At 61.2% G+C, this 13,060-nt stretch carries 7 protein-coding genes and 1 pseudogene; 1 reads left to right on the top strand and 7 read right to left on the bottom strand.

The features are described 5' to 3' along the window. Positions 1-8 precede the first annotated feature (8 nt). Entirely contained in the window at positions 9-599 is a 591-nt protein-coding gene (locus B0G83_RS38165) for a hypothetical protein (RefSeq protein WP_146120237.1), read from the bottom strand. 466 nt (positions 600-1,065) lie between these two features. Here B0G83_RS38165 and B0G83_RS14670 point away from each other — a divergent pair, with 466 nt between their 5' ends. Further along, on the top strand, positions 1,066-3,849 hold the full coding sequence (locus tag B0G83_RS14670; protein ID WP_105508135.1) for a LuxR C-terminal-related transcriptional regulator: 2,784 nt from the start codon (positions 1,066-1,068) through the stop codon (positions 3,847-3,849). A 10-nt stretch (positions 3,850-3,859) separates the two neighbouring features. Here B0G83_RS14670 and B0G83_RS14665 read toward each other — a convergent pair whose 3' ends face one another. The 6 genes and pseudogenes from B0G83_RS14665 to B0G83_RS39575 form a co-directional block, all read right to left on the bottom strand. Then, entirely contained in the window at positions 3,860-4,615 is a 756-nt protein-coding gene (locus tag B0G83_RS14665) for a response regulator transcription factor (RefSeq protein ID WP_105508134.1), read from the bottom strand. A 375-nt stretch (positions 4,616-4,990) separates the two neighbouring features. Then, a complete protein-coding gene (locus B0G83_RS14660) occupies positions 4,991-6,118 on the bottom strand; it encodes a DUF2827 domain-containing protein (RefSeq protein ID WP_105508133.1) in 1,128 nt (375 codons plus the stop codon). Positions 6,119-6,130: 12 nt separating this feature from the next. Next, complete coding sequence (locus B0G83_RS14655; RefSeq protein WP_105508132.1) at positions 6,131-7,285, bottom strand: DUF2827 domain-containing protein; 1,155 nt, start codon at positions 7,283-7,285, stop codon at positions 6,131-6,133. Then, positions 7,282-8,436: a DUF2827 domain-containing protein gene (locus B0G83_RS14650; RefSeq protein ID WP_105508131.1), complete on the bottom strand. Its 1,155-nt coding sequence runs from the start codon at positions 8,434-8,436 to the stop codon at positions 7,282-7,284. Before B0G83_RS14650 ends, B0G83_RS14655 begins: the two co-directional genes overlap by 4 nt. A 185-nt stretch (positions 8,437-8,621) precedes the next feature. Then, positions 8,622-8,951, bottom strand: a complete 330-nt coding sequence (locus tag B0G83_RS14645) for a hypothetical protein (protein WP_105508130.1) — start codon at positions 8,949-8,951, stop codon at positions 8,622-8,624. 30 nt (positions 8,952-8,981) lie between these two features. Continuing rightward, positions 8,982-12,965, bottom strand: a pseudogene (locus B0G83_RS39575) (YadA family autotransporter adhesin); the annotation flags it as partial. Positions 12,966-13,060: the final 95 nt, after the last annotated feature.

Raw genomic sequence — 13,060 nt, 5'->3', positions numbered from 1 at the left:
ACGCCCGGCTATTGGGAGAACTTCTCGGCGACCTCTGTGATGCGGCGCTGTGTCATGTGACTCATCCAGTCGGCGGCATCTCTATTGGGCAGGGTCATTACCTGTCGTGCCGGCACACTATCGAGCGGACCGCTAGTTGCAACAGGCGTGGGCCGCGAAGCCGGGCGCGATGAGAGCAACGCGGTTAGCCGCCTCGCGAGTTTCGGCGCTTGCGGATGGTGGTATGGATGCGCATGCGAAACCGGAAGTACCGCTTTGCCGACGCGCTTCTGCTCACCAAAGACCGCTCTCGTCTTTTTGACGGCTGGCACGGGCACGGATTCAATCCGGAACACCAAAGCGTGCGGCGTCGTGTGCGATGGCACGCTGGCGCTATTGGCGCTTTCGACGGGCGACGTGTTGGGTCGTAGCGGTGAATAACCCGGCTCAAGCCAGCCGTACATCGCCGCCCCCCCAATCAGAAAAACACCACCGGCTATCAAACGCCACTTCACTGGCGAACGGCTAGACACCGTTGGCGCATCAGGCGGAACATCAAATGTTCGCAGCACCAAGCGCGGTACCGTCAACGTAGTTGCAGGCGCAACAATCGGCACCATGCGGCGCGGTTCCCAGCACAGTGTCTGAACCGACGCGTAAGGCGCATCTCGCTCCGCACGAAGGCTGACATGCGGTGGCAACCTTCGCCACGCATGGACAGACGTGGGCAGACAATCGAGCGGCCACACCGAGGGCAGCACACGTCCGGTTCGGGTAAGGGAAACAATGGTCAACATCCGCTAATTTGCGACCTCTGGCATTGAATTTTTGTGCGCGCTTAGATGCCCTGCTGCATCATCAGACGCGGTTTGATTTTCAGGCGACTTCGACGATATCAGCGGCCGCATGGTCACACCGTGAACATTTGGCAAATCGGCGAGCGCTCAGTCGGTGCGCTACGCTTCTGGATGATTGGGCCGATCGATGCCGGATACGCATTCCAGAGACTAAGATACTGAGTAACTTGCATAACATTCACACCGGATAACGTGTGGACGTTCGTGGGATGGGCTGGTGGAGACAAGTATGGAAGTATCTACAGACAATTTTGGGCGCACGTGGAACGTGTCGCTGATCCAGACCAAAATGGTTCCACCTCGCCTTCCACAGAACTGCGTGTCACGGCTCGCGTTGCTCGATCGGCTCAGCGGACAGCGCCGGACTCGCAGCGTCACCGTCGTGACTGCGCCCGCGGGTTTCGGCAAAACGACACTCCTGGCCGGTTGGACCGAAGCGCTGTCGGAGCAGGAACATGCGGTGGCCTGGCTCAGTCTCGACGAAGAGGACGACAATCCGCACCAGCTAGGCGCCTACCTGGTGGCGGCACTTGCCCGAGCGTCGGAGGACATCGCCGGCCAGGCGCAACAACTCCTGAATTACGATGCGTTGACCCCGATCCAAACCGTCATATCGGTGCTCCTGAATGGCATCGCCGCGTGTGGACGAAACGTCTTCCTTATCCTCGACGACGCCGATCGCCTCACCGCCAAACCCGTCGTGGCGATTGTCTCCCGCCTGCTACGCTATGCGCCCAATAACCTGCACGTTCTGCTCGGCGCGCGCGGTGAGACTACATTGATGCCCGGACAATACAGAGCGCCGGAAAGCTTAACGCGCATCAACATCGACGATCTGCGTTTTTCGATCGACGACGCCCAAACGTTTTTCGACCAGACCGGCACGCGCTCGCTCGACCGAACCAGCGTCCGGTTATTGAACGAGGCGACCGAAGGATGGGTGGCGGGCTTACAACTGGCGTCCCTTGCGTTGGGTCAAGCGGGCGACGCGGCTAAAGTCGCCGATCACTTTGTCAGAACCGGCGCCGGCATTGATCGATACCTGAACGATACCGTGCTTGCCCACTTGCCGCCGTCGGTGCTGAAATTCCTGCTGAACACGTCAATACTCGAACGTCTTTCTCCCGCCGTATGCGACGCGGTGATGGGGGGACGACGCGCAAGCGCAAGCAAGCTTGACTGGCTCGAACGGCACAATGTGTTCATTCGGCGGCTCGACGAAAGGCACGAGTGGTACCGCTATCACGCGCTGCTGTCCGACGCGCTTCGGCGCCGGTTGATTCGCCAGATGCCGCACGAAGTCCCTCTGTTGCACGGTCGCGCATGCCGATGGTTTGCGCAGGCTAATCTCTGGCCCGAGGCGGTCAGGCATGCGTTGGCTGCCGGCGAACTGGAACTGGCTGCGCAGTGGGTCGAGCATTGCGCCATGGAAATGCTCGAGCGTGGCGACCCGCATACCTTGCTCGCCTGGATCGGCAGACTGCCCCCGGAGGTCTTGCAAGGACGGTTGCGCTTGCGTCTCGCGAAAGCATGGGCACTCGGGCTGTCGCTTCAGATCACCCACGCAGTCAGAGAAATGTCTTCTGTGACAGGCGACATCGAGCGGATGCTTAGTGACGATAGCGGCTCGATCGACGACGGCACCCTGACGGAGGCGAACGCGGTCGGCGCCCTGATCGCCGCCATTACGGACGACAGCGAACGTGCCCTTGAACTCGGGCGCACCGCGGATGCCTCGACCGCGCCGGTGGCGCCGTGGGTCAAGCGCTGCGCGCAAACAATGCAGTTCTATGGCTTGATGTATCGAGGAAAGTTCGACGAGATTCTACGGATCAGGAACGTCGCGAAAAATCGGATGGAACAGAGTCCGGATGCGAGCTACTCCGATATGGTTCGAAATTGCATGTTCGGTCTTGCCGCACTAATACACGGCGACTTCCCGGAAGCCCGACGCACACTCGAAATGGCGCTCCCGAAAGCGGAAAAACTGCTGGGTCGTTCGGCGGCATGCACAGTGGCGTTATCCTGTTGCCTCTCGACGATCTACTACGAATGCAATGAACTCGAGCGAACACGGGAGATGATATCCGGTCGTACGGCTGTTGCATTGGAGGCCTGCCCGGTCGGTTCGCTGATACGACATACCTTTGCCGCGTCACGTCTTTTGTGGCGTGAAGGCGAGACGGGTTCGGCGCTGGCCGTTCTCGAAGATGGTCGGCAGGTCGCCATCACTCGCCAGTGGTCGCGTCTGAAGTTGGCATGCGACGTGGAGACAGTGCGATTGCTCATCGAAGGCGGAAATCTCGTCGAGGCACGGCGGATTGCGAATGACCTCAGCGCGAGCTTGCTGACCCCGCACGAGACGCGGCCGGGGTCCGCGGTGGAAACCTGGACTAGCTACTCGATCCTGAACGCCCGCGTTCTGCTCGCTGAAAACCTCCCCGATCAAGCGGTCAACTTTCTGGCGCGTTCGCTCGATACCGTGGCCGGCATGGGCTGGCGTTATCAGGAAGCCGTCATTTCCCTGCTGCTCGCCGTCGCATTCGAACAATGCGGCGCCGCCGATCAGGCGCTCGTCACGCTCAGGCGTGCGCTGCGCCTCGGCGAGCCGATCGGCATCATTACCAGCTTCGTCGACGAAGGGCCCAAGGTTCGTGCGCTATTACAAAGGTTTCGCCGGGATCCGGGGAACGCGTCCAGCGACGAAACCACCTACGCCGACCGTTTGCTGTCGGCGTTCCACAAGGTCGATGCCGCCCCCGCATCGCTCTTGCCGACCTCGGTGGTCACGGCGGCGGGGGCCATGCTCAGCACCAGGGAACTCGAGGTGCTCCACTACGTTGCGCGCGGCCTGTCGAACAAGGAAATCGGCCGCTTGATGAAGGTGGCGCCCGAGACGATCAAATGGCATCTGAAGAACATCTTCGACAAGCTCGACGTCAGTTCACGTATCGAAGCGGTGCAGACGGCTCTCGGACACAGAGTCGCCGCGGATCGACGCGCCCCTGAGTGACGCCAGGACGCTACCCGACGTGATCTTCCGCCGCCGGATAGCTCGATGCGTCGCTTGATGCCTCGCTCGTCGCGTTAGTCGACGCCACTTCGTTCAACCGCCATCCGTGGGTATAGACCGTACTGAGAAGCACGCCATTTTCCGGACGCAGCGAGAGCTTTCGCCGAAGCCGGTAGATGTGGGTATCGACCGTGCGAGAACTACTGTCCAGTTCACGCCCCCACGCAAGCTTCGTCAATAGATGTTTGGACACCACTCGCCCGACGTTGGCGAAGAGGTACGCCGCCACATCGAATTCCTTGGCCGTCAGCACGACTGTTTTGCCATGCAGCGAGAGGCTGCGCCGCACCGTATCGAGAACATACGGCCCAACCGTCAGCGTGTTGTCGATCTTCTCCGCGCGCGAAATGCGACGCAGCAGCGCGCCGATCCGGGCCACCAGTTCGATCGTCCTGAACGGCTTGACGACATAGTCGTCCGCGCCGGCCTCGAGCGCCTGCACGATGTCGACCTCCAGCATCCTGCTCGTGACGAACAGCACCGCGGGTTCGGAACCCAGGTTGCGGCGAATCCACTGCAGCACGTCGAAGCCGGTCATTCCCGGTAACTGCCAGTCGAGCACCACGAGATCGACCTCGTTCGCCTTGAGAAAGCGTATTGCACTCTCGCCGCGATCGATCTTGTTGATGATGTGCCCGGATTGCTGCATGACTCGTACCACGGCGTCAGCTTGCGCCGGATCGTCTTCCACCAAAAGAATATTCACGTCTCACCTTCTACTTTCTAGCTTGCGTACCGGCGAATCCAACGCCCGACAGAGCGGGCGAAAGACTGCAGGATTGGGATTGAGACCCTGCGAATGGTCGATTCAGGCAAGCGCGAAAGGGACTTGCAAGGCTCGGAATCGGCAGTGATCGGGTTTGCGCGCTCGATGCATCCGCCGCGCATGGTTCTAGTGAACTTTTGTGAAATAACGATAAACGCTGGCGTGTGGCAAAACAGCCCCCCTGTTGGGGGGGCAGGGCGTGACTGGGTGGGGGGCGTCTGCCCTGAAGCACGAGCCCAGCACGTCATGCGTCTGGCGCGATAAAAGGGCTGCATCGAAGTCCGCTTCCGATGGGGCGCAATTAACAGGCCTCTTTCAGCGAATCGCTCGTGTCATCAATTCGTCGAGTAGCGCGGCGTATGTCGCAATCAGGTGTTCGTTATCCGGCAAGTACCGGTCGATCAGCGCCCGCTGCCGCACCCGATACGCCGAAGCCTGCGCATCGTGCGTGTCGATGATTTCGATGACGCGCCGCGCGCCGTCTTCGGCGTCGTTGTCGCGATAGTAGTAGCCAAGATCGTCGCAAAGCGGTGCGTTATGGACTAATGGATAACCCTGCCAGCACACTTCCAGGTAGAAGTAATTGAGTGGATTTTCAAGCTGGTGCGAAATGACGATATCGGTCTGCTCGGCCAGGAATGTCGGCGTATCGCGACGGCCGAGAAAGACCGCCTTGTGCTCCTTCACGATATCGAGCTGGTTCATCAATGTGATGAACTCGAGACTTTCTTTCGCAATCGTGTCCGCGTTGGTCACTTGCAGCATGGCGATGCTCTCGGGTCGCTCGCGGTAGGCCAATTCGGCGATCAGCGTCGGGTACAGACAGAACTTCACGATATTGAGGTTCGGTTCCATCACGGTCAGGCGTTTAGCGCCGGGCCGGACGTGGTATTCGCCGGCATGCGCAAGCGCGGCGACGCGCTCGTCGAGAAACATTGGGCTCCACACGAACGGTACGACGCGAGCGATTTGACGCCGCAAGACCTCGAAGTAGGACTGGCTGATACTGGCAACCTGCGGAATGACCCAGAGGGCGTCGTAGCGCTGGTTGACGAACAGGTGCTCGCCCCACAGCGGTCGGCGAAACAGCACGGATTCCATCGCGTGGACGTATTCGAAGCCGCAGCAGTAGGAGACCAGCCGCACGCCGCGCTGTTTCAGGTAATCGGTCTGCGCGCCGTCGATCTGGCCGCCGAGTTCGATCAGCACATCCACGACGTCTTTCGCGGTGTCGAAGCTCATCGTGGGATAGCGGGAGAGATCCCACGGCAACGCCGACGTAACCGCCACTGCCGTCGTATTGACCAACGCGACGCTGGCCACCTGCGGACAATGCCGCAGCGCCTCGGCGAGGAACACGGCGTTCTGCTTGATGCCGTTGTTCCACAACGTTTCACCCGCATGATGTAATCCGATCGTAATGCCGATGCGTAGCCCATTCATGTCGCACTCCACTTAGGCATGTTCATAGAGCGCCGCAAGCGCATCGCTGTAAATCCGCACGTTGTTCTCGTTCTCGGGATGGAGTCCGTGCAGGAAGTCATTGGCCGTGCGCCGGTACGCGTCGAGATGGGTGTCATGCTCCGCGTAGGCCCGCTGCAGGGCCCGGCCGCCCTCCTCGCAATCGAAGTCGTGATAGCGATATCCGCACTCGCCGATCAGATGCGAGTTGTGAACCAGCGGGTAGCCGCCGTACAGCGCTTCGTAGTAGACATAGTTCTGCGCGTTCTCCCAATGGTGGCTCACGACGACATCGACCTGCTCCGCCACCACGCGGCAGAGCGGAAAGCGCCCTTCGAACGAACTCAGACCGTGCTTGACGATATCCAGACTGCGAGCGAAGCCGTTGAAACTCACGTGCTCTTTCAGATGGAACGTGTTGTACGCCCAAACGCGTTCAAGCATGTCGGGATCGGCGCGATGCGCCGCCTCGCAGGTCAGCAGCGGAATGAAGCTCGTCTTCACCATGCAGATGTTGGGCTCGAATATGCCGGCCCGCCAACGGTGGCGGCCCGGCCGGTAGCCGAAGCTCAGGCCGTCCGGCAGACGCGCCACTTCGCGCTCCAGTACCACCGGACTCCATAGATGCGGCATCGTGCGCACGGGGCAGCGGGCGGTGCTGGCGTAATACGGCACACAGGTGTTCTCGTATTCGGGCAGCGTCCAGACCTCGTGATACGGCGCGGCGGTGACCAGTAATCCATGCGGCTTATCGAAAATCATGCGCTCGATGTCGATCACATAGTCGTTGCCCACTCGCATCGACACGACCTTGCCGCCGCGCTCGCGAAACGCCACGACCCATTCGCGCGCCAACTGTGCGCTCATCTCTATCATTACGTCGAGCGTGTTTGCCGCCGTGTCCATATCGATCAACGGCACCGGTGAATCCGCCAGAAAATTTCGCGCGTCCTCGGGCTGGCCATCGCCGCCGCCCGCGACCAGATAGGTCGCTTCGACGAGCGGCGAGCGCATCAGCAGCATCACCAGAAAAATGCAGTTCTGGTAAATGCCGTTTTCCCATACCGATTGCTCGCCCTTGCGCACGAAGATCGACACACCCACGCGCAGTTTTCGGGGCTGGGATTGCGGGCCTGGTTTAACGTTCATGAGTGACTCGCACGATGGACAAATTTCGCGTCTCGGCACAGATGCAAAAGCCGGTCCGCGTAGGCGTCGAGATTGTGCTGACTGAACGGATCGACCTCGGCGAACAGCCGTTGCGAGCGGGCACGGTAATCGTCGAGACCGCTCGCATGACCCACCGCCGCGTGCTGCAATTGCGCGGCGCCCGCGCGCGCGTCGAAACCGCGATAGTAGTAACCCGCGTCCCTGAGCCAGGGCGAGTTATGAACCAGCGGATAGTCGCCGTACAGCGCATCGAGATAGCCATAGTTCTGATCGTTTTGCCATTGATGCGACACGATGGCATCGGCGTGCTGCACCATGAAGCCGACAATGTCGTGTCGGCCATGAAACGTGGCTTTATGCTCGCGCACGAGATCCAGCGAATTGGCCAGATACAGCATGGTGGGATGGTCTTTCAGATGCAGCGTGTTCAGCACATGCATGGTTTCCACCGCGCCGGGATCGGCCCGATAGGCCTCGTCACAGACGAGCATCGGCACGAGCGAGGTCTTCACGACTGAAATGTTCGGCTCGAAAATCGCCACGCGCAGGCCGCGACGTGCGCCGGCGGTCGTCGTGTCGTGCGCCGCGTAGCCGTAGCGCATGCCGAGCGCCTCGACCTCCTGCATACGTTGCTGGATAAACTGCGGATGCCAGACGAACGGCGCTTCATGTACCTCGCAGCGATGCAGCATGCGCATCATCGGCGCGAATGCAGCGTCCTTCGGCAGATACCAGACTTCGTCGCAACGATCGGGCCGCGATGCATGTGTCGGTTTCGAGAACACTGCCGGCTCGGCGAGACCCACATACGGCTGGCCGCAGCAGTAGAACGCGACTTTCTTGCCGCGTGCGCGCATCAGGTCTAGCCATTCGATATCGAGCGCGCCCCCCATTTCGACGATCACGTCCACCTGGTCGGTCGCCTCGTGCGTCCTCATCAAACGCAGATTGCGCGCGGCCAGATCGACCTGGGCCGGCATGACGCCCTGATCGCCGACGTCGATCAGCACCACCGACTGCACGAACGGCAGGCGCTGAAACAACTCAGCAAGAAAGATGACGTTCTGACCCAGGCCGTTCTGCCAGATATTCTGGCCGGCATGCGTCACGACAGAAATTCCGATTCGCACGATTCAACCTCTATGCAATGTGACGAACCTTCGCTCGCGGCGAAGGTGTCCAACCCGATCCGCCGCGACCGACAGAGACATCGACGCTATTTCACGACCCGTTGCGATCGATCCCTCGACATGCCGGCCCTTGAGCGCTCGGGATGCCTTGTTTATCCAGTCTAGTTGTTGCATTGGCACCCTGCTTACCTCATCTGCGCGAGGATCGACACGGCGGCGAACAGGCCGAACGCCATGCCCGTCACCCGACCCGGGCACGCCCCGGCACACCCTTGCGTCACGCCGAAAGGCGCGCGCCGGTAGCGTGCCAGCGCATGCCACAGCCACGGCAAGACGAACAGAAGCGCCGTCACCAGTACCGCGGCCAGACACACCTGCACGACTTCAGGCTCGAGGCCGGCGGCCGCATCGTCGAACCAGTCGAAGTAGTCGACTGCCGACATCGTCCAGCAGGTCACGAGTGCCCCCACCAACAGGTTGGTAACAAAACGATCGGTGTAATCCAGGACACTCATGGCCGCTCCTTCATCGCACGGGTTTTCGCGTTACCACTGATAGCCGATACCGGCGCCGTAGACCGTACCCGAGGCGCTGGTACTGACACCGCCCTTCACCTTCAGATTGTCGGTAATGCGCGCCGAGAAGCCGATCGCCACCGCCGAGTAGCCCATGTAGTTACCCGAGCCAATCCCGACCGCCAGCGTCTTGCCGGGATCGACATCCGGAATCATCGTCAAGGCGGTTGCACCCGCGATGCCGGAATATGCCTGGCGTGCCACGGCGTTCACACCTTGCTGAACCGAGTTCAACTGCTGCATGTTGACCGCGTCGGTTGGATTCACGCCCGGTGCCACATTGGTAATGGTGCGTTCATTGCCCGGCGAACCCACCGACACCGAGTTCGGCTGGTCGGCGATCGAGCCGGCCCCGAGCGCCACCGAGTTCGGTGCGGACGCCGAGGCGTTCGAGCCGATCGCGGTCGAACTCGCGCCGGTCGACTTCGCGCCCGAGCCCACCGCAACGCTGTTACTCGAACTCGCGGTCGAATTGCCGCCGACCGCCACCGACTCCGTGCCCGTCGCGCTTGCGGCGCTGCCGGTCGAATTCACCGCGACGTACGGCGAACTCGACGCCGTTTGCGGTCCCGTTGCCGTCTGGCTACCGAGTGAACCGCTGCCGATCGAGTAACCGGTGAGCGTATTCACCTGCGTTTCGAGCGCGAACAGCTGACTACCGTTGACCGCATCGGTGCTGTTCGCGGAGATCGTCCCCGCCGCGACATTGGTGAGTGCGACCGCCGAGCCTGCGCCCACACCGCCGAGCGTGACACTCGTGTGTGCGGCGTTGTTGTACAGCACCGCGCCGCTCGCCACCGAGGCCACCGCCTGCAACTGGCTCACGTTCACCGCATCGGTCGGCGCCGTGCCGGCGGCGACACCGGAGAGCTGACGCGCACCCGCGGTCCCGGCGAAGTCGACGCTGGTGCCGCCCGTATTTGCGCCCACCGTGAGCACACCGTTACCCGGTGCGCCGCCTACCTGCTGCACGAGGCCCACTGTGCCGGCGGCGATGCCGGTCGACAGCGCGCTGACACTGCTGGTGGCGGTGGTGAGGCCGGTCGACAGCGATGCGACGTTGCTGTTGGTGGTGCTCAGCCCGGTGGACAGCGACGTCATGCCGCTCTGAATCGTGGCGATGCCCGTCGAGGTCGACGTGGACAGCGAGGTCACATTGCTGTTGGTGGTGCTCAGGCCGGTCGACAGCGTATTGATGCCTGTCGAGGTGGAGGTGGACAGCGAGGTCAATTGCCCGAAATTGACCGCATCGGTCGGGTTCGTGCCGGCGGCAACGTTGGTCAGCGTGACCGGCGTGGTCGAACCTGCGCCGCCGAGCGTGACCTTCGTATGCGATGTGTTGTCGTATTGAATCGAGTTCGCCACTCCCGTCGACAACGAAGCGATGCCCGTCGAGGTGGAGGTGGACAGCGCGGTTACGTTGCTGTTGGTGGTGCTCAGGCCGGTGGACAGAGACGTCAGTCCGCTCTGCGCGGTGCTGATGCCGGTCGAGGTCGAAGTCGAGAGCGAGGTCACGTTGCTGTTCGTGGTGCTCAGGCCGGTGGACAGCGAGGTCACGCCGCTCTGCACCGTGCTGATACCGGTCGAGGTCGAGGTGGACAACGAGGTCAACTGTCCGAAATTGACCGCATCGGTCGGGTTCGTGCCGGCGGCAATGTTGGTCAGCGTGACCGGCGTGGTCGAACCTGCACCGCCGAGCGTGACCTTCGTATGCGACGCGTCGTCGTATTGAACAGCGTTAGCAATTCCTGTCGACAGCGAAGCGATGCCGGTTGAGGTGGAGGTCGACAGCGAAGTCACATTGCTGTTGGTCGTGCTCAGGCCGGTCGAGAGCGAACTTACGCCCGTTGACAATGAGCTCACACTGCTTTGCGCCGTGCTGAGGCCGGTCGACGTCGAGGTCGACAGTGACGTCACGTTGCTGTTGGTCGTGCTCAGACCGGTCGAGAGTGAACTCACGCCCGTCGACAACGAGGTCACGCCGCTTTGCGCCGTGCTGATACCCGTCGAGGTTGAAGTCGACAGCGATGTCACATTGCTGTTGGTGGTACTCAGGCCGGTCGAGAGCGAACTTACACCCGTCGACAATGAGGTCACACCGCTTTGTGCCGTGCTAATGCCCGTCGACGTCGAAGTCGACAGCGACGCCACATTGCTGTTGGTCGTGCTCAGGCCGGTGGACAGCGAGGTCACGCCGCTTTGCGCTGTGCTAATGCCCGTTGAGGTCGAGGTTGAGAGCGACGCCACATTGCTGTTGGTGGTACTCAAGCCGGTCGACAGCGAACTCACGCCCGTTGACAGCGAGATCACACCGCTTTGCGCCGTGCTGATGCCCGTCGAGGCTGAAGTCGACAGCGACGTCATATTGCTGTTGGTGGTGCTCAAGCCGGTCGACAGCGAACTCACCCCCGTCGACAACGAGGTGACACCGCTCTGTGCCGTGCTGATGCCCGTCGAGGCGGAAGTCGACAGCGACGCCACATTGCTATTGGTGGTGCTCAGGCCGGTCGAAAGCGAACTCACGCCTGTCGACAACGAGGCCACACCACTTTGTGCCGTGCTGATGCCAGTGGAGGTCGAGGTCGACAGCGATGTCACATTGCTGTTGGTCGTGCTCAGGCCGGTGGACAGCGAAGTCACGCCGCTTTGCGCTGTGCTAATGCCCGTTGAGGTCGAGGTTGAGAGCGACGCCACATTGCTGTTGGTGGTACTCAAGCCGGTCGACAGCGAACTCACGCCCGTTGACAGCGAGGTCACACCACTTTGCGCCGTGCTGATACCCGTCGACGTCGAAGTCGACAGCGACGCTACGTTGCTGTTGGTGGTGCTCAGGCCGGTCGAGAGCGAACTTACACCGGTCGACAACGAGGTCACACCGCTTTGTGCCGTGCTGATACCCGTCGAGGTTGAAGTCGACAGCGATGCCACGTTGCTGTTGGTCGTGCTCAGGCCGGTGGACAGCGAGGTCACGCCGCTCTGCGCCGTGCTGATGCCAGTCGAGGTCGAGGTTGAAAGCGATGCCACGTTGCTGTTGGTCGTGCTCAAACCAGTCGACAGCGAACTCACGCCCGTCGACAACGAGGTCACACCGCTTTGTGCGGAGCTGATACCCGTCGAGGTTGAAGTCGACAGCGACGCCACATTGCTGTTGGTGGTACTCAAGCCGGTCGACAGCGAACTCACGCCCGTTGACAGCGAGATCACACCACTTTGCGCCGTGCTGATACCCGTCGAGGTCGAAGTCGACAGCGACGCTACGTTGCTATTGGTGGTGCTCAGGCCGGTCGAGAGCGAACTCACACCAGTCGACAACGAGGCCACACCGCTTTGTGCCGTGCTGATGCCCGTCGAGGCTGAAGTCGACAGCGACGTCATATTGCTGTTGGTGGTGCTCAAGCCGGTCGAAAGCGAACTCACGCCTGTCGACAACGAGGCCACACCACTTTGTGCCGTGCTGATGCCAGTGGAGGTCGAGGTCGACAGCGACGCCACATTGCTGTTGGTCGTGCTCAGGCCGGTGGACAGCGAGGTCACGCCGCTTTGCGCTGTGCTAATGCCCGTTGAGGTCGAGGTTGAGAGCGACGCCACATTGCTGTTGGTGGTACTCAAGCCGGTCGACAGCGAACTCACGCCCGTTGACAGCGAGATCACACCACTTTGCGCCGTGCTGATGCCCGTCGACGTCGAAGTCGACAGCGACGCTACGTTGCTGTTGGTGGTGCTCAGGCCGGTCGAGAGCGAACTTACACCAGTCGACAACGAGGTCACACCGCTTTGTGCCGTGCTGATACCCGTCGAGGTTGAAGTCGAAAGCGACGCCACATTGCTATTGGTGGTGCTCAACCCGGTCGAAAGCGAACTCACGCCTGTCGACAACGAAGCCACGCCACTTTGCGCCGTGCTGATACCCGTCGACGTCGAGGTGGAAAGGGAATTCAGGCCCGTCGACAGAGAGTAAGCGACATTTGACGGCCGTCTTGACGATCAGAATTTGATCTCGAAGAGGCGTTCGTTGACGCTCTGGAGGTCAAAGGCAGCAGGATCGAAAC

It is taken from the genome of Paraburkholderia sp. BL21I4N1, from assembly GCF_002973525.1.
GTDB lineage: Bacteria > Pseudomonadota > Gammaproteobacteria > Burkholderiales > Burkholderiaceae > Paraburkholderia.
This window is presented reverse-complemented; position numbering and strand designations above follow the sequence as displayed.